Below are 19,035 nucleotides of genomic sequence, written 5' to 3'. Positions count from 1 at the left end.
GATGCAGCGAGCTGCATCCAAGTTAGCAGACGTGCAGATGGCGCGGATAGCGAGCGCTTATTACTCAAGAATTAATACAAAGATGTAAATCGGTCAGCACACTAGAGCAAGAAGCCGCCGGACTTCTAAAATGCATCCTTTCCAGGAAAAGATAAAATGCCCCGATTCCCTAAGGAACCAGAGCATTTAGACTATTCTTTCTCACTATAATGATGCGCTTCCTCCAGCATCATATCTTTTACTTTCATCAGACGAATCTGTGAGCTTCTCTCGTTCTCATCCAGCTTCATCGTGATATACTTGATCGTTGCCTGAGCTTCCGGGATTGTTACATGCTCTAACGCATTTACACGACGTCTGGTCTTCTCGATCTCAGCCGCCATAAGCTGGCATGCTTTCTCTGTCTCCGCAAGTTTCAGCATATCCGGCAGGATATCTGCCAGAGATTTTACGGCACCATCCAAATCACTGGATGTAAATGCGAAACCATAAGAATAGATGTCGTTCGCATCCGCAGTCCTTGTCTTTGTCTCGAAGACAGGAATATTAACGCTCATGACGTTCTTCTGTCCCACCTCAAGATTGACTTCCTGCTTCGGTGTCATAAGTGCTGTGTTCAGTGTCGCCTCGTCCATTCCGGCCTTGGCAATGACAAAGTTCTTATTTGCAGAGAGGATTCCGGCTTCTACTTTCTGGCGAAGCGCCATGTTCTCCTTGACCAAATCCAGGAACTGACGCATCAGCTCATCACGTTTATCCTTCAAGAGTTTATGTCCTCTTCGGGCTGTGACGAGTTTCCTCTTGGTCTTCGTCAGCTCCATACGGGTAGGAGTTATCTGTTTAGATGCCATTTAATAGGTCCCCCTTATATCAAAATTCCCGCCATGCCAGCTCGATTCCGCTTCGCTTCTTCTCGCTACGGGCTTACGCCCTATGCATGATGGTTGTTCCCGCCATGCCAGCTCGATTCCGCTTTGCTCCATCTCGCTGAGGGCTTGCGCCCTATGCATATATACGTAAGCCCCCATTAGCAAGCATGCTTGCATGGTTGCTTCCGTATATATGCGCATGGCTTACTGCTTACCATAATACTCATCTAAGAACTTGTCGTCGATACGTTTCAGCTCTGCCCTTGGCAGCATGGACAATAATTTCCAGCCGATTGACAGCGTTTCCTCGATAGACCTGTCGTTCGTATATCCCTGAGACACATACTCTTTCTCGAACGCCTCGGCAAATTCCGCATATTTCAGATCGATCTCGGTAAGAGCCGCCTCGCCAAGGATGGTCATAAGCTCTTTTGCGTCCTTACCACGAGAGTAAGCCGCAAACAACTGGTTCATCGTATTCGCATGGTCTGCCCTTGTCTTGCCCTCGCCGATACCTTTATCTTTCAGACGTGAAAGAGAAGGCAGTACGTCGATCGGCGGCTGCAGGCCCTTGCGGTACAGCTCACGGCTCAAGATTACCTGTCCCTCTGTGATGTATCCGGTAAGGTCAGGAATCGGGTGCGTCTTATCGTCTTCCGGCATGGTCAAGATAGGAATCATGGTGATACTTCCGTTCTTCCCTCTCTGACGTCCGGCTCTTTCATACATGGTCGCAAGGTCAGTGTACATATATCCAGGATATCCACGACGGCCGGGAACCTCTTTTTTAGCCGCGGAAATCTCACGAAGAGCGTCCGCGTAGTTCGTAATATCCGTCAGGATAACAAGTACGTGCATATCCTTCTCAAAAGCAAGATACTCTGCAGCGGTCAGCGCCATACGCGGAGTAGAGATACGCTCTACCGCCGGGTCATTTGCTAAGTTGATGAACAGGACAGTCCTGTCAATGGCTCCTGTCTCCTTAAAGGACTCGATAAAGTAATTGGACTCCTCAAAAGTAATACCCATAGCCGCAAACACAACGGCGAAATTCTCGTCCGTCCCGCGAACCTTCGCCTGTCTCGCAATCTGAGCCGCAAGCTGTGAGTGCGGCAGACCGGAACAGGAGAAAATAGGCAGCTTCTGCCCACGTACCAACGTATTTAGTCCGTCAATAGCGGAAACACCTGTCTGGATGAACTCCTCAGGGTATACACGAGCCGCCGGGTTCATAGGCAGACCGTTGATATCTCTTCTTTCCTCAGGCAGAATCTCCGGACCGTCGTCAATCGGACGTCCCAGTCCATCGAAGACACGTCCCAGCATATCGCCGGAAACTCCAAGCTCCATGCTCCGTCCAAGGAAACGTACTTTACTGTTGCTCAAGTTGATACCGGCAGCATTCTCATAGAGCTGGACAACAACGTCCTCTCCGTCTACTTCCAATACCTTACAGCGACGCTTCTCGCCGCTGGCAAGCTCAATCTCACCAAGTTCGTCGAATGCGACGCCTTCAACGCCCTTTACCATCATAAGCGGTCCGGCAACTTCCTGTATGGTTCTATACTCTTTTGGCATAATTAGAAGTCCTCCTTCCCAAACGCACCGGCAACCTCTGCGCTTAATTCATTCATAATCTTCTCGTATTCTGCCTCGATATTCTCTGCCGTCGTATATTTATAACGGCCGATACGCTCTCTTACGTCCATTCCAAGAAGAACCTTCATGGATGCGCCCTTTGAAAGCGCCTCAGTAGCCTGCTCGTAGAACGCAAGAACCAGCTTCATCATCAAATACTGCTTCCTAAGCGGTGTGTAGGTATCTACCTCATGGAAGGAGTTCTGATGCAGGAAGTCCTCACGGATAGAGCGTGCCGCTTCCATCTTGAGACGGTCTCCAGGCGACAATGCGTCCATACCAACCATCTGCACGATTTCTTCCAACGCAGCTTCTTCTGTCAGAAGGCTCATCATCTTCTGGCGGCCTTCCATCCAGTCCTCAGCTACCGAACCATTGAACCATCCCTGCATATTATCCAGATACAGAGAGTAACTGGTCAGCCAGTTGATTGCCGGGAAATGTCTCTTGTACGCCAACGCCGCGTCCAGTCCCCAGAATACCTTAACGATACGAAGGGTCGCCTGAGATACAGGCTCGGAAGTATCGCCGCCCGGAGGAGATACCGCGCCGATTACAGACAGCGCGCCTTCTCTTGCATCCTTACCTAGGGAAACCACGCGTCCGGCTCTCTCATAGAACTCAGCCAGACGGGAACCAAGGTATGCAGGATAACCTTCCTCACCAGGCATTTCTTCCAGACGTCCGGACATCTCACGGAGCGCCTCTGCCCAACGTGATGTGGAGTCTGCCATCAACGCTACGGAATATCCCATATCGCGGAAATACTCTGCAATCGTGATACCTGTGTAAATGGACGCCTCTCGTGCCGCGAAAGGCATATCAGAGGTATTGGCAATCAGAACGGTTCTCTCCATCAAGGAACGACCCGTCTTAGGGTCTTTCAGTTCCGGGAACTCGTTCAGAACGTCCGTCATCTCATTTCCACGCTCGCCGCAGCCGATATATACTACGATGTCAGCTTCAGCCCATTTTGCAAGCTGATGCTGGATAACTGTCTTACCGCTTCCGAATGGTCCCGGAACGGCTGCAACACCGCCCTTTGCAATCGGGAAGAACATGTCTACAACTCTCTGTCCTGTTACAAGCGGAGCATCCAGAGGAAGCTTCTTCACATATGGACGTCCTTTACGAACCGGCCATCTCTGCATCATAGTAAGCTCTTTGTCGCCGTCCTTGGTCGTTACCACTGCCACCACCTCTTCGACAGTGAAATCTCCGGACTTAATCTCCTTTACCTTACCGGACACTCCGTAAGGAACCATGATTTTCTGCTCAACTACCTGCGTCTCCTGTACCGTACCCAGGACGTCGCCTGCTTCTACCTCGTCTCCGACCTTTGCCACCGGAACGAAAGTCCATTTCTTATCTCTCTTCAGAGAAGCAACCTCGACACCACGCTGAAGGTTATTTCCCGAAATCTTCATAATATCATCAAGAGGACGCTGAATTCCGTCATAAATGCTTGTGATAAGACCAGGTCCTAATTCAACGGACATCGGCGCGCCCGTAGACTCTACCGGCTCGCCTGGTCCAAGACCAGACGTCTCCTCGTATACCTGGATGGACGCCTCATCCCCATGCATCTCGATGATCTCTCCAATCAGACGCCGCTCGCTGACACGTACAACGTCAGACATGTTCGCATCACGCATACCGGAAGCGATGACCAGCGGTCCTGCTACTTTTTTAATCGTACCTGTACTACTCATTTGCACGAATCACCCTACCTTTCTACATTTTGCAACTTAGCGAGGTTTTTTCGAGCTTAGTTGCAAAGTACATCCCGCCGACTTGGTGAGGTCTTCTCGAGCCTAGTGGCGCGGATGTTTCATATTATTGCTGAGAAAATACGATATCTGAGCCAACGGCAATCTCTACCGACTTCTTGACTCCTGCGACTCCCGCTCCGGTATTGCCTGCAATACCCGGAATCTGGATGATTGCCGGAGTAATCTGCTCCTGATATCTCGAAATCTCATGTTTCAGCTCTGCCGCCCATTTCTCCGTAATATAGATGACCCCATATTTACCGGAGGCAAGCCTTGCGAGCTTCTCTGCTGCTTCTTCCCGGGTACTTACTGGGAATGTGTCAAGACCCAGTGTCGCGAAGCCATAGATACTGTCATAGTCGCCTAATACTGCAATCCTATACATACATTTCCCTTACCCTTTCCCGGATTGAATCATCGGGCAAATCGTTTAATTTCCCGGAAAGTATGATTCGTACCGTTTTAATCTCATTCTGTCTTGCAATTACATAAGCCACTACCGGTCCTATGGTAAATGCATTATATTTCTGCGGGCTGATCGTCTGGATGATGCGGTTGTCGCACCAACGCTCAAATGCTGACGGAGAATCGGCAAGCGCCTCCGCTCCCTCTGCATAAGCGGTTCCTGACAGATACTCCCGGATTGCATCCATGCCGCTAAGAGCCGCCTTGGATAACTGATCCACACTGATGCTGCTGCATTCAGCCATCGCCCGCTTCATAAATTCCATTGATTTCGCGGTTTTCTGTGAACGTACGGCAATCTTGATGTCCGCCACCGCCACCGTAGACTCCGCATAATCGCGGATAATCGGCGCTTTCGACGCTTTTCCGGCCTCATAGACCGCATCAAGCGCTGCCTTGTCGATAATCACATCGCACAACTGCCCGTCCCTGGTGTGAAGAAGCGCTTCATATGCTTCTTCCGCCGCATGCTGCATACTCGCCGGAAGCTTCCCGAAGTTCTTCTCTTCGATGATTTCCACCATCTCTTTGCCGGAAATCTCTACATCGTCGTAGAAGATATGACGGCCGTTGTCACTGGTACACACTTCCTTGATTGCGGCTTTCAGATTATGGAAAAGCTTCGGATAGGAAAGAACCGCAAAGTTATCCATTCCCACAGACAACTCCTTGACAACCTCCCAAATCTTCTCTTCCTCTCTTGTCAGTATCGCCTCCGCATTTCCCGAAGTCTCACTGTCGCCCCATCCGCGCTCCTCCAGGAACTGCAGGCATTGCCCATAGTCCTGGCATGCAATCAACTGGTCAATGACAGCATTCGAGAACAGAGACACCTCTAAAGCACGTATGCGCGCAACCGCGTAGGTATATTGTTCACTCATCAGCGCCTCCTACGAAAATAACATACGATGAACCTTATCTGACAATTCATCTCTCTTTGCATCAAACATTGCCCTTAATGTGCAGTTCTCTTCAATACCGCCATAGACAAGGACGAAACCATTCTCAATATTCTTACCTTCTTTAGACACTTTAAGGCTTCCGCCGTTTGCCTTTGCACTCTTCTCAACTTCTTTGTCAAATCCTGCCGGAATCCTTTTCAGGTCCCCGGACGAGAAGAAAATCTCTCCCTCCTGCGCCAGAGCATACTTTCCGAGCAGTTTCAGAATCATGTCAAAATATTCTTTATCGCCATATCCTGTCACTGTCTCATACGCCTTGTCAAGCACCGATGCGATCATCTCCTGCTTTGCGCCGAGAATCTTCGTCCTGCGCTGCAAATCAATGGATGATACCACACGGTCTTTATAATTAGACACTTCTGCTGCTGACTTCTGGGAGATGCTGCTTCGCCGCTTCTCGGCCTCTGCCTTCGCCTGACTGAGGATATCTTCTGCCTCGGCATTCGCTTTCGCCGTCTTCGCATCGGCAGCCGCCCTTGCCTCATTCAGGATCTGACTTTTCATCTTATCTAATCCAGCCATAGCTATCTGCTCCTCCTATACTTGCAACTTGGCGAGGTCTTCTCGATCCCTAGTTGCATGATACATCTCGCCGGCTTGGTGAGGTCCTTCCGAACCTAGCGGCGCAGATGTCTCCTTATTCCTGCAACTTGGCGAGGTCTTCCCGAGCCCTAGTTGCATGATACATCACTCTCTTCTTAATATTAAATCTGTACTGCGTTTACAGCCAGGATAGAAATCAGAAGAGCAAGGATTGCATAAGTCTCAACCATCGCCGGGAACAGCATAGCTTTACCGAACTGATCTGGTTTCTTAGCTACAATGCCGATAGATGCAGCGGATGTCATTCCCTGATACTTACCGGAAATCAATCCAACGATACCGATTGGCATACAAGCTGCCAGAATCAGAAGCCCTGTCTGCGGATCTAAAGTAGCAGCGCCGCCGCCAAGAAGACCAACCTTAGACAGTGTGATGAATCCAACCAGCAGACCATAGATACCCTGTGTACCAGGAAGAAGCTGCATGATCAGAACCTTCGCGAATTTGCTTGGGTCTTCCGTTACAACTCCGGCTGCTGCCTGGCCTGCGATACCTACTCCGATTGCTGAGCCTGCTCCTGCGAGAAATACTGCTACTGCTGCGCCAAGTAACGCATAAACAAGTCCTAAATTACTCCAAATACTCATGATAAAGTTTCCTCCTTAATATCTACATATTTTGTATCTGATTTGAATGGTTCAAATGGTTTTCCGCCGCCTTCATAGAATTTACCGAAGAACTCTACGAATTGCAGACGGTTCGTGTGTACATACGCACCAAGCAGGTTGATTGCTAAGTTCAGCACATGCCCAACGATAAATACGGCAATGAACCCAATCACACCTACGATTCCTTTACCAAACATACTTCCCATCTGGTTTACTACGGATGCGATAACTCCCGTAGCAAGACCGAGCGCCAGCAGACGTGAGTAAGACAACACATCGCTGAGCCATCCTGTAATATTGTAAATGTCATATGCTCCCAGAGCGATTCTAAGAGCCGGATTCTTGCTCTCACGCCCGGACATCAGCAAAAGCCCAACCGCGCCGCCGATTGCCAATACCTTCGCAAGCATATTCAAAAACGGCGGGAAGACGATCTTCGCCTGTGCAATGGACGCAAAAATATCTGACGGAATCAGCAGTAAGAGCAGTCCGATCAGAAATGCAAACCACAGTACAACGTCGCAGAAGAAATCCAGCACCTTGCCGTCTTTCAGTTCCATATACCCCTTGATTCCAAGTCCCACGAACAGGTGGACGACTCCAAATGCAAGAGAATATACCAGAAGGCGCATCGGGTCATTCAGTGGAATGAACCACAGAGCCGGTACAGTGACCGTCTTGCCGAAGAAGACTCCCGACACAATATCTACAACATTTCCAAAATATCCGCCGAACAAGATTCCCCATACCAGCGTAGATACGCCGCAGTACATGAACATTCTCATCGACTTCTTGAGCCCCGCTTCCATACGCGGGAACTTCTTCAACACCACAAAGCATGCAATCGCTATGATTGCGCCGTATGCGGCGTCAGATAACATCATCCCGAAGAAGAACACATAGAAGAACGACATAATCGTCGTCGGATCAAATTCTCCCTTGTGGGGCAGTCCGTAAGAACCAAGCACGCCTTCCACGCTTGCCGAAAACTTATTGTTCTCAAGGATTACCGGCGGTTCCTCATCCTCTTTCAGTTCCTCCACATCAATGACACAGTCAAAAGACTCTCCGATAGCTTTCTGCACTGCCGGAACCGCCTTTGCCGCGGCATATCCGCTGAGCACGAACGTCCGCTGTGACTGCGGAAGAGTTCCAAGGACTTCGTATTTGTCAGCCCTCATACGGAAATAATCTCCGACAATCTTCAATTCTTCCCTTGCGGAAGAATATCCCTTGATCTCTTCTTCAATCTTTGTGATCTCATTATTCAGTTCTCTAATCTTTGCCTCAAGCTTTTCCTTCTTTACGGAAGGAATCTTACCTGTCACTTGCGAAGGTCTGGCAAAACCTCCTGACCTCAAGGCATCTTCGACCTTCGTCTCTTCTTCCCTAAGACAAAAAACGCTCAGATAGGCCGCGTCCTTATCGCTGTTGATGATTTTTACATCAAGAGCTTCTACCTGAGGCTCACGCTTTGCGACCAGTTCATATACAAACTCAAGCGTTGTCTCTCCCGGCATTGTCCCTAACAGCATTGATACTTTGTCCGTACCCTTAAAATTCATCGGCACATCCAATGCAAGCCATGGACGAAGCGACTCAATCTGATTCTCCAATTTTAGAATATTCGCCTTGTTCTCGGCTATCTCTTTGTTACATGCCACCAGACGGTTGACCTTCGAGATTGTCTCGCCTTTGCCGTCCGCCGCTTCGCCGAACGTCTTCTTGTCGATGAGCTTCTTGCCTTCTAAGCTTGCGAACATCGATCGCTTCTCGGGTGCATACGCTTCTAGCACTGCCAAAGCCTGCTCGACTGCCTGCGCCTGCTTCTCAAAGCTCTGTCTGGCGCCCTGGGTATCCATCTTCTCGAATCCGTCTTCGTCCTCGGCGATCTGATTCATCTCGATTACGCCCATGGCCTGAACCTTCTCTAAGATAGCCTTACGGTCTTTTTTCAGCGCGCAGATACTAATTCTTTGCATCTGCAATACAGCCATAGCCACATCCCTCCTTTACTATCATTCTCTTGTGCGTCTGGCTGTGAAAACTATACCAGCTCTGCAATGACTGCTGATACCACTTCAGACTCTTTCGCCAGCGCATCTTTCCTAAGCGTCGCAATCTCTTTCTCCACGCTGTCCATTGCTTCCTGCTCTGACTTTCGCCCGGCTTCTTTCGCCGCTTCTAAGTCCGCCGCCGCCTTCGCTTTTGCTTCTGCCTCGGCGCGACCCACCATCTCGGCAGCTTCGGCTTTAGCCTTCTCAAGGATCTCGGTACATGCCGCATCTGCTTTTTTTATGATTCCTTCTGCCTCATTCTCCGTCTCCTTGATGGTCCTAATGGTTTCTTCTACCATCTGTTCACCACCTCTCCCTAATTGCTAACCAGGCATACTGTCCCTAGTTAAATATTATTATCATAAAAAATTATAATATAATATTTTCCAAAAGTCCACAATATTATGGCTTTTTCTGGTCATTTTTCCATATATAGACCATAAAAGAAAAATCTTTTATCTATTTTCTCACAATACTAGCCAAATTAACTGTCAGTTCCATGTCAGCTCATGAAGCTCTCCCGCAAGCTCCATGCCCGCAAATCCATTCTGCCTGAGCGCCTCGTACAGTATGACCGCCACAGAATTGCCAAGGTTCAGGGAACGAACGTCCCCTAACATGGGTATGCGGATACAGTCCTCTTTATGATTCACCAGAATTTCTTCCGGTATTCCTGCGCTTTCCTTACCGAACATGATATAGCAGTCCGGCTCATAACGGACTTCTGTATAAATTTTTGGCGCCTTCGTGGTAGCCATATAGATTTTCGCCCTGGGATTGCGTTCCAGAAAATCTTCATAATTAATGTAAGTCGTCACATCCAGTTTCTCCCAGTAGTCCATCCCGGCACGTTTCAGGTTCTTTTCGTTCAAACGAAATCCCAACGGTTCAATCAGGTGCAGCCGCACGTTCGCGGCTACACAAGTCCTTCCGATATTCCCTGTATTCGCCGGTATCTCCGGCTCATGCAACACGATATTCAGCATAATCCCTCCCGGATATTTCCCGGCAGATGTATTTTCAAATGCATCATCTGCCATATGCTTCTTACAACTTTCCTGTCTAGTGCGCTCTATCCCTGCGACCGTAACCGCTCAACGAACCTGCCGAGACGGGCGATCGCTTCCCGCAAGTCATCCAGAGAATACGCGTAAGACACCCGAAGAAATCCTTCCCCGCACGCCCCGAACGCCGTCCCCGGCACAGCGGCTACCTTCTCCTCATCCAAAAGCCTTGTGGCAAATTCTTCCGATGTCATACCAAATTCCTTAATGCATGGAAATACGTAGAAGGCTCCGAACGGCTCGAAGCAGTCCAGATTCATTTTCTTAAATTCATGGAGCAAGAACCGCCTTCTCTGGTTATACGCAGTCCGCATTTCCTGTACCTCATCCTCGCAGTTCCTAAGTCCTTCGATTGCCGCATACTGACTGTTCGTGGGCGCGCACATGATTGCGAACTGATGGATCTTGAGCATCTGCTCTGCGATCCGTTTCTGGGCGCAGATATACCCAAGCCGCCATCCTGTCATGGCAAATCCCTTGGAAAATCCATTGATCACCAAGGTCCGCTCCCGCATTCCCGGCAGAGAAGCGATGGACACATGGTCATATTTGTAAGTCAGCTCCGAATAAATCTCATCCGACAGTACGTACAGATCATGCTTCTTCACCACCTCCGCAATCGGCTCTAAATCCTCCTTCGTCATAATTGCCCCGGTAGGATTGTTGGGGTACGGCAGGACAAGAATCTTGGTCTTAGGCGTAATCGCCGCCTCAAGTTCCTCTGCCGTCAGTTTAAATTCATTTTCCTGTTTCAGCGAAACGACCACCGGGACTCCATTTGCCAGTGTCGTACAAGGCAGGTAGGAGACATAGCAGGGCTGGGGAATCAGCACTTCATCCCCCGGATCCAGCATGGCGCGAAGAGCGATGTCGATGCCCTCGCTCCCGCCTACCGTCACGATAATCTCGCTTGCCGGGTCATAGCTGACCTGTATCTTCCGCTGTAAATATTTGCTGATTTCTTCTTTTAATTCCTTCAGTCCCGCATTGGATGTATAGAACGTCCGCCCTCTCTCAAGGGAATAGATACCTTCCTCCCGTATCCTCCAAGGCGTATCGAAATCCGGCTCCCCGACCCCCAGAGAGATAGCGTCCGGCATCTCACTGACCATGTCGAAGAATTTGCGGATTCCTGACGGTTCGATTTCTACGATTTTTTTAGATAATGGCTCTCTCATTATGGTGTCACAGGCATCCTTTCTGACTTATTTTTGTGGAACATCAAAGTTCCATGGTCTTTGTATTTCTTCAATATAAAATGTGTGGTGGTACTGATTACATCCTCAATCGGGGACAGCTTGCCTGACACGAACCGAGACACTTCCATCAATGTCCGACCTTCTACCGTCACAATCAAGTCATATCCTCCAGATGTGAGATACACTGCCGCTACCTCTGGATAGTTGCAGATTCTCTCTGCGGTCTTGTCAAATCCTTTGTCCCGCTGGGGTTTTACGCTAACCTCAATCAATGCGTTAACCCGCTCCTCGCCTGCTTTATCCCAGTCGATTAAAGTATGATATCCGCAGATAATCTTCTCTTTCTCCATCTGCGCTATCTCATTGGCGATTGACACTTCATCCGAATCAAGGAGGACTGCCAGCTCCCCAAGGTCTGCCCTGCTGTTTTTTTCCAGATATTTTAATATCTGCTTTCTCATTTCTTCCATTTTGCTTACCTCCGTTTTCTACATCAATATTTTATATATCTCATCTGGCGCGGGGCGGTCAAGATACCGCACATCCTCGCCATTATGGATGATTTTGTCATTTCCCGCTGTGAGACGCCCGATGACTGACCCCTGAATCTGGTTCTCCCCCAATGCGTCTGTCAGCGCTTTTCCATCGGCAGTGACCATCAGGAAACTTCCGGCCGACGTCAGTTGATAGGGATTTATCCTGTACTGTTCACAGACTTCAATGGTTTCTTGTAGGACGGATATGCGTTTCATGTCCAAATCAAGCCCTAAGCCGGTGTCCTTCGCCAAGTCCCACAGCGCGGCAAGGATTCCGCCTTCGGTAATCTGGCGGACGGATGATACGCCGGCGCGCCTTGCAATCTCAATTTCCTTTCCGGCAAATAATTCCCTGTGCCTCGACTGAATCTGCCGAATAAAAACCGGGGCAAACCGCTGCCTTAGCTCGTCCCCCTTCTCATCGGCAATGCGCAGCATACCTTCTATGCCAATCCATTTCACAAGGACAATCATGTCGCCTGCATGTGCTGTCTCCATACAGGAATGTTGCATGCTCCCGCCATGCGCCGTCCCACAAGCCAAAACCGTAATGGCTGGCAGCGCAGCCAATGGATTGCTCTGGACCTGTGTCCTAATCATCTCAATTCCCCGCTCCAAACAGGTTTTGCGGAAGGATTTTTCCAGAGCATATATATTGGAATGGTCTGCGCGGGATGGAAACAATATCTGCGCTTCCACACCAGCACACTCTATCCCTTCCGCCGCCAGTGAATTGACCGCCGCCGCTAACGCGTATATACCTATGTCTTTTGACCAGCCCCATGACATGCCGCTGCCAGTTGCGAACCTGCACGTTTCTGTCCTTACTTCCATGCCCTTCTCCCCATTTTCAAGAATATCCCCCATCTCAGGGCCTATAGTGATTATCCCATTAAATACGGTATTATTGTAGTTGCAATCATGGCGACGATTACCACCATAATTACAATCGCTATGATTCTTTTTGTCTTCTTATCATTAAAATTCATATTCTTACCTTCTTTTTCTAATTTTTCGGCATTTTATATATTCTATACTCTTTATGGGACTTTTGCAAGATATTTCAAAGGGTTACGAAATGTATACCTTACAAAGAAAAGGCGTATAAAATTTCGCAAGTCCTGGCATCCTGGCTCAGCACATTCCGTTCTTTATAATCAAACAGCACACATTTTCCCATTAACTCAAAATATTCCAAATGCGACATCTTTCGCATCTGGTTTCTGTCATACGCCCCATATGCCGGAAGATATTTTCGTTCCGTCTCTTCCTTTTCATAAAATGCCCTTACGTCTTCCTTAGAAATCTTATACTCTCCCGCAAATTCTGGACGTGTCTTTGCATTTTCACGCAAATAGTAATCATATGTCAATAATTCCCGGAAATATTCCTGTTCTTGCGGATGCTCTTCTCCTATGTATTGCAGAAGAATCTCATACCTCGTACAGCGCTTATGCTTAATCCCGCCGTAACCGTATGCCTCATAAAACCGATTCAGCTTGTCATACATCGTGAAGGCGGACGGGTATTTCCATCCCAGCTCTTCCAACGTATGGACGAACTGCCTGCTGTTATAGTAGACTTCCACCATCTCTTCGATTCCTTTCAACCGTATCACATCCTCATAGGAAAGCCATCTGGTATACAATACCTCATAGGGCGGGCGGCTCTGGTATACCAGCCCGTATGCATCTTTCTGCCTCTCCATGCCGGAGCCTTTCAGTACCTTTAGAAATCCCAGCTGAAGCTGTTCCGGTTTCAGGCTGTATACATCGTCAAATGATTTTGCAAAGCTGTCGATGCCCTCAAAGGGAAGCCCTGCAATCAAATCCAAATGCTGGTGGATATTGCCGCCTATCCGGATTTTCTCCACGGCATTCCTGACTTTGGCAAAATCCATTGTTCTTTGGATTGCCCGGATTGTATCCGGGTTCGTGGACTGTATCCCGATTTCCAGTTGGACAAGCCCCGGGCGCATTGCGGCTAAGAGAGCCATTTCCTCATCATTGAAAATATCTGCGGCTACCTCGAAATGAAAATTCGTAATCCCATTGTCATGTTCCGCAATATAACGCCAGATTTCGATTGCATGGTCATGCTTACAGTTGAACGTCCTGTCCACAAATTTTACCTGCGATACGCCCTGGTCCAAAAAAAATTGTAATTCTTGTTTGACCAGGTTAATATCGCGGAATCTAAGGTGTTTATCTACCGAAGACAGGCAATAACTGCATGAAAATGGACATCCTCTGCTGCTCTCATAGTAAATGATTTTATTCTGGAATGTTTCCATGTTCTGGTAAACAAAGGGAACTGTGCCAAGCTCGATTGCCTGACGCCATGGGTTGTCTTGTATTCCACATTTCATATCCCTGTATGAAATGCCTTGAACTTCCCGAAGACAGCTGTCATCTATTACAGGATGTCCTTGGAGGGCATATATTTGGCACAGTTTGGCAAATGTCTCCTCGCCCTCTCCCTTCATGATTCCTTTCACTTGCGGCAGACGTCCTAAAACTTCAACAGCATCATAGGATACCTCCGGCCCGCCTAACCAGATTGGCATATGGGGGCACAATTTTGCGATTTCTTTGACCAGGGCTTCGGTATGCTCCATGTTCCAGATATAGCAGGAAAAGCAGAGAATGTCCGGTTTCTTCCTGTAAATATCCATTAGGATATCTGAAATCGGCTGGTTAATGGTATATTCTGTCAGTTTAATCTCCGCGTCCTGCCCGGAGGTTAGACCAGAATATGTTTCAAGCCACTTTTCTGCATAGGCTTTCAGACTATATATCGCCAGATTGGAATGTATATATTTGGCGTTTATCGCCACAAGCAAAATCTTCATACTTTTTCTTCTCATTGGACAGGTTTCTCCTCACTATCTTCTATTTCAATTATAATGAACAAAATGGAAAATCGCAACAAAAGGAATCGCATACCATGCACAACAGGCTATTGAAAAGGCATTACGTTTAGCAGAAAGTTGGCTAAAAAACATAGAAAAACAAAAACTACTCCTCACCCCGTTGACATTTCCCAGAAGATACAGTAAAATTAGTTACTGTGCAGCCGGGGTGCTAGCGGTACCTTGTACCTGCAATCCGCTATAGCAGGGGTGATATTGCGCAGAGGGCACAGGTTTGTAGAGCTGCCCTTGATAAGTGGCGATGAGGCTTGGGTCTTACGCGACGGGAATCTGTGAATCGTGTCAGGTCGGGAACGAAGCAGCACTAAGCAGAACCTTCCGGGTGCCGTAAGGGTGCCTGGGCTGAGTTAACTGTTAAGGTAACGTCTGGGAATCTGCGTTCGAAGCGCAATGCACAAAATAACTTGTATCAAGCATGATCTTAATCTCTGTATCTTTTATCGGACTTTTTCCATTGCAAGCAAGTAGTCTCCTTATCCACCTGATTCCAATCGATAACTAACTTCAACTCTTTTTTCAAAATCAAATCCAGCCATATTCGTGTACTTCTTCCATTTCCTTCTGGTAATGGTATAATGGAAATATAAAGGCTACTCACAAATTATCCAATAGCCGTATCGTTTACCATCTTTACGCTCTATTATCCCCTTGTCTTTCAATACATCCAGACCTCTCTGAACTGTGCGCTTGTTAACAAACAATCATTTTGCCATTTCAGTAGTAGTGATAGAAGCATTTTCTTTAAGCAATGCTAATATTTTTACTTCTATTGTGACATCTTTTGTGACATTTGGGGGCTTTGGAATTCAATACTTCAGCATTTTGAAGAGCAGTTAACCACCTTTTATTTCCATATGCACTTTTCTCCATTATTGCTCGAATACTATATCTTCTTCTGCCTTCGCATATACATCCAACTGATTCTCCATATCCAATTGGTAAACCAGCCAGCCACGCGCCATACACATCTTGATAAAATCATTAATACGATTTACACCATTCATTTCCTTCAATGTTACAACTACTCCAAATTGAAGTGGTTCTTTTCTTCTCTGCAAGCGTTCTTTAGTATTAATCCTAAGTCCCCAAAGACCAGAATCATATGCTTTCCTTGGTATTCTTCTTTCTTTAATCTCTTCACTAATATGCTTGATATTATCCCATTTCCGATACATTTTTCTTGCATCTTCTTCATAAAGAGTAATAAATTTATCTTCAGATTGCTGGTTATTATCTATTGGTTTTATTTTAACTTTTCTGTTTTTGACAACAACTCTACCAAAGTGTATGTCCATTTCAGTGCTTGTATAATCGACACCCTGATTACGAGCACACTGTGGAAAATATACTAATGTTGCTCTTGCATAAAATGGATGTGCATTATCTACAATCGGTACTGGCAGGTTATATGTATATGTCTCATATTCCTCTGATGCACCAGTCAAAATAAAACGTATCTCATCATTCGATGATTTCATAATGTCATTAATATGTTTTGGAACAACTCCATAACCGATACTATGTGAAACATCATCTTTCCTATTCCATCCCGCAGCAGCATCAATCAATAATGCTTTCGCAACTTCTCTACTCAGTCCCATAATGTAAATTAAATATGCCAGTTTTCTTGAAATCCACGGCGCTGCAAACGATGTTCCGCTTACATATGCTGCCCCCATATCATCACGGCATACAACCATTTTATCCTTATAGTTGGAACCATCTCCGCCATAATAACTGATATCAGGCTTATGAAAAAAAGATAATACAGGACCAACTCTAGTATAAGATGCTGATTTTCCTCTAAAGTCTACAGCATTGACTACCAGAGAATTCAGTGAATCTGCTGGCGATCCAATTTTCATATCCTTTTTTGTTTCACCATCCGGAATATTTGTCCCTGCAACAACAAAAATAACGTCATACTCACTTTGTATGCGGTCAAGTTCTGCTGCCTCTGGAGAAATAAAATTAGGCTTGATTTCGAGTTTGGAACCCAATGATAAATTCCATACTTTAATATCCCTGTTTAAGGCAACAATGTTTCGTATCATTTTTAACATGGTAAATGAACTGAAACCTCTATGTGTTGCAACACCAAAATGACGTACTCGGAATCTGCCACACCCATCATCAAGTGCCGGATTACCTTGCGGACCATCTACAATGATATAACTTACTTCTGTCCCATGCTCATAATCTTTTACAGTCAATGGAATATCCGGATCAAGTAAATTTCTATATTCCACCCACTCATGAAAATACACCTTTTCATTAAATTGTGTATCAATAACACCTATTACAGGTTCGTTGGTCGGATGGGGTATCAGGCTTTCTTCATTACTGATCTCCGCCTTATCCTCCAACACCTCGTCTCTCGTAAGCTGAGAAAAATCAGTGACACTCATCGCAATCAGATACGAAGCACGATTATATAGCAGTTTCGCTTCATCCGGATTAAGTCTTAATGTAGTGCCATCAATAATACGTTCATCAACGATATGAATTCCAAACTTTGACAACAATTTCTTCGTTTCAATCCCGGTCTGATAAATTGTTATAATGGACTCCTCTGTTATATCTTCTGTAGCTCGATCAATATCAAAACTTTCAACGTAAAATCCATCCACTACAGCGTTTAAAAAATTGGATTTAGAAAATTCACTAAATCTATCCGCCGGTGTCTCTGCTATCTTTTCTGTTTCTTCGCTAGTAATAATACCATTGAAATATTTTTCAATAACAGATATTGTTTCACCCAAAACTTCAATTGCTTTTTCAATCGCTTTAAGCGAAACATAATGGGTAAATATATGTTTTTGTATCTCTTTACCGTCCTCGTCCGGTTCCCAGATAAACTTAGCTCCTCTAATAGATTCCGCAGGAGATTTACTATTTTCAGACAACAAAATCTTCAATCTATTACTCTTTGCAACAATATGTGTATAGTGTACGCTAACCAAGGCTCCACTAATATCTGTATTTGTTTTCCAGTATTGCAAAATTCTTTTCAATTGCTCAGATAATTCAATAAGATGTAACGAATACACACTTTTTCCCTTAGGAAGTTTCGGCGATCCCGGTTTGGAGCTATTAGGTCTTTGTTCAAATCTTCCTTTTAATTGTAAAATGTTATTCATTCAATACACCTTCTTTCAAATCTCTTGCAATACTACTTTTTGATCTCCCAACCAATATTTCTATTTCTCTGACTGTAAATTTCTGGCTCTGAAGTTTTTTTAAATCACCTGGTTTTTCATTGCAGACTGCATAGTAAAGCCTTCTAAAATAGTCCATACCATCACTTGGATTGCTAAATGCAACAGACGTTTTAATCAAATTTTTCAGTTCCCCTGGATACGGTATATGTGGTATTAGTTTCATTATTTTACGGAATAAGCGGATATCTCTATTTGCCAGTTTTAATTTATCAAGATATTGATCTAACATCTTCTCTGCAATCGAAAGAAGATCTTCTTGAGTATATCTATCAAAATCAATGATTGAATCAAATCTTCTAATTAATGCTTTATCAAAGTATTTATAAAGATTAGTTGTAGCAACTAAAACTACATTTTCATTCATCCGGTCAAATTCTTTCAACAGGGCAGAGGTTGCCCGCCCCATTTCCCGCAGATCATTTTGATTCGTTCGATCTAAAGCCAAAGCATCGATTTCATCAAACATAACAATTACCTTATTCGGTTGAACGAAACTATTTATTTCCTTGAACAACATGGATAAATTCTTTTGTGTCTGTCCCAGCTTACTATCAATCACTGCTGAAAAGTCTACCATAAAAATTTCTCTATTCAATATTCGTGCAAGTTGCTTAACTGCCTCCGTCTTCCCTGTTCCTGGTGCCCCCTGAAACAAAAACTTATTAATTCCAATATGATGTTCAATTGCATTTACTACGCCTAATAAATCACTGGTAATTACATCCGGAAGTAACAGCATATCTTCCTTCCCACCAATTTTTTCAAAAAAGGGAGAAGCATTCTCCGATATCTGTGGTACAAACGTATTCACATTGGACAATAAGGACATAATATACTCTGAAAGCTGATAATCTCCAGAAGCATCAAATCCTTTAGCGATTTCATAAGCTTCATTTCGAAAGCCCGCATCATTCTTTTCCGTATAATATTTTATTAAGCTTATCACATTTTTTTTCTTCATGATACGTACTCTCCTTCTCATTTTTCTCTATGCTCTAATCATAACGCTTTGGGACACTTTTGTCAATACTGGGACAATAACTAACAAACCAAAAGAGCATTTACACACAATCTTGTAAATGCTCTTTTGGTTTTTCTCTAGCAAATTT

The 19,035-nt window shown here is 45.8% G+C and carries 16 protein-coding genes and 1 other RNA gene; 1 reads left to right on the top strand and 16 read right to left on the bottom strand.

Annotated elements, in window-relative coordinates:
• Window positions 1-191: 191 nt before the first annotated feature.
• The 14 genes from AC6I3O_RS01370 to AC6I3O_RS01305 form a co-directional block, all read right to left on the bottom strand.
• On the bottom strand, window positions 192-851 hold the full coding sequence (locus AC6I3O_RS01370; RefSeq protein ID WP_491866115.1) for a V-type ATP synthase subunit D: 660 nt from the start codon (window positions 849-851) through the stop codon (window positions 192-194).
• Between the two features lie 222 nt (window positions 852-1,073).
• Complete coding sequence (locus tag AC6I3O_RS01365) at window positions 1,074-2,447, bottom strand: V-type ATP synthase subunit B (RefSeq protein WP_497849446.1); 1,374 nt, start codon at window positions 2,445-2,447, stop codon at window positions 1,074-1,076.
• Window positions 2,448-2,449: 2 nt separating this feature from the next.
• Window positions 2,450-4,219, bottom strand: coding sequence for a V-type ATP synthase subunit A (locus AC6I3O_RS01360; protein WP_497849445.1), 1,770 nt, complete (start codon window positions 4,217-4,219; stop codon window positions 2,450-2,452).
• A gap of 124 nt (window positions 4,220-4,343) precedes the next feature.
• Window positions 4,344-4,664: a V-type ATP synthase subunit F gene (locus AC6I3O_RS01355; RefSeq protein WP_497849444.1), complete on the bottom strand. Its 321-nt coding sequence runs from the start codon at window positions 4,662-4,664 to the stop codon at window positions 4,344-4,346.
• Window positions 4,657-5,625 (bottom strand): V0D/AC39 family V-type ATPase subunit, encoded by a 969-nt coding sequence (locus AC6I3O_RS01350; protein ID WP_497849443.1) that lies wholly within the window; start codon window positions 5,623-5,625, stop codon window positions 4,657-4,659. Before AC6I3O_RS01350 ends, AC6I3O_RS01355 begins: the two co-directional genes overlap by 8 nt.
• A gap of 9 nt (window positions 5,626-5,634) precedes the next feature.
• Window positions 5,635-6,228 (bottom strand): V-type ATP synthase subunit E, encoded by a 594-nt coding sequence (locus AC6I3O_RS01345; protein WP_497849442.1) that lies wholly within the window; start codon window positions 6,226-6,228, stop codon window positions 5,635-5,637.
• A 182-nt stretch (window positions 6,229-6,410) separates the two neighbouring features.
• Window positions 6,411-6,896, bottom strand: coding sequence for a V-type ATP synthase subunit K (locus tag AC6I3O_RS01340; RefSeq protein ID WP_016225858.1), 486 nt, complete (start codon window positions 6,894-6,896; stop codon window positions 6,411-6,413).
• On the bottom strand, window positions 6,893-8,914 hold the full coding sequence (locus tag AC6I3O_RS01335) for a V-type ATP synthase subunit I (protein WP_497849441.1): 2,022 nt from the start codon (window positions 8,912-8,914) through the stop codon (window positions 6,893-6,895). The genes AC6I3O_RS01340 and AC6I3O_RS01335 overlap by 4 nt, the downstream gene beginning before the upstream one ends.
• A 50-nt stretch (window positions 8,915-8,964) precedes the next feature.
• On the bottom strand, window positions 8,965-9,273 hold the full coding sequence (locus AC6I3O_RS01330; protein ID WP_497849440.1) for a hypothetical protein: 309 nt from the start codon (window positions 9,271-9,273) through the stop codon (window positions 8,965-8,967).
• Between the two features lie 192 nt (window positions 9,274-9,465).
• On the bottom strand, window positions 9,466-9,960 hold the full coding sequence (locus AC6I3O_RS01325) for a tRNA (cytidine(34)-2'-O)-methyltransferase (protein WP_497853400.1): 495 nt from the start codon (window positions 9,958-9,960) through the stop codon (window positions 9,466-9,468).
• Window positions 9,961-10,046: 86 nt separating this feature from the next.
• Window positions 10,047-11,216 (bottom strand): aminotransferase class I/II-fold pyridoxal phosphate-dependent enzyme, encoded by a 1,170-nt coding sequence (locus AC6I3O_RS01320; RefSeq protein WP_497849439.1) that lies wholly within the window; start codon window positions 11,214-11,216, stop codon window positions 10,047-10,049.
• Window positions 11,216-11,698 (bottom strand): Lrp/AsnC family transcriptional regulator, encoded by a 483-nt coding sequence (locus AC6I3O_RS01315; protein ID WP_497853399.1) that lies wholly within the window; start codon window positions 11,696-11,698, stop codon window positions 11,216-11,218. The genes AC6I3O_RS01320 and AC6I3O_RS01315 overlap by 1 nt, the downstream gene beginning before the upstream one ends.
• Window positions 11,699-11,725: 27 nt before the next feature.
• Window positions 11,726-12,607, bottom strand: coding sequence for an AIR synthase-related protein (locus AC6I3O_RS01310; protein ID WP_497849438.1), 882 nt, complete (start codon window positions 12,605-12,607; stop codon window positions 11,726-11,728).
• Window positions 12,608-12,860: 253 nt separating this feature from the next.
• Window positions 12,861-14,624 carry a B12-binding domain-containing radical SAM protein gene (locus AC6I3O_RS01305; RefSeq protein WP_497853398.1) on the bottom strand — a complete coding sequence of 588 codons (1,764 nt, stop codon included), beginning with the start codon at window positions 14,622-14,624 and terminating at the stop codon, window positions 12,861-12,863.
• A 216-nt stretch (window positions 14,625-14,840) separates the two neighbouring features.
• Between AC6I3O_RS01305 and ffs the strand changes: the two genes are divergently transcribed.
• Window positions 14,841-15,103, top strand: an RNA gene (ffs, locus tag AC6I3O_RS01300) — signal recognition particle sRNA large type.
• A 471-nt stretch (window positions 15,104-15,574) separates the two neighbouring features.
• Here the strand turns inward: ffs and AC6I3O_RS01295 are convergent.
• Together AC6I3O_RS01295 and AC6I3O_RS01290 are read right to left on the bottom strand one after the other, a co-directional pair.
• The gene (locus AC6I3O_RS01295) at window positions 15,575-17,845 is read right to left on the bottom strand and encodes a S8 family peptidase (RefSeq protein WP_497849437.1); all 2,271 of its coding nucleotides are present in this window, start codon (window positions 17,843-17,845) and stop codon (window positions 15,575-15,577) included.
• The gene (locus AC6I3O_RS01290; protein ID WP_497849436.1) at window positions 17,838-18,887 is read right to left on the bottom strand and encodes an AAA family ATPase; all 1,050 of its coding nucleotides are present in this window, start codon (window positions 18,885-18,887) and stop codon (window positions 17,838-17,840) included. The genes AC6I3O_RS01295 and AC6I3O_RS01290 overlap by 8 nt, the downstream gene beginning before the upstream one ends.
• Window positions 18,888-19,035 lie beyond the last annotated feature (148 nt).

Source organism: Sporofaciens sp. St.21A7 (assembly GCF_059728535.1).
The sequence above is the reverse complement of the archived record's forward strand: the minus strand, read 5'-3'. Positions and strand labels throughout refer to the sequence as shown.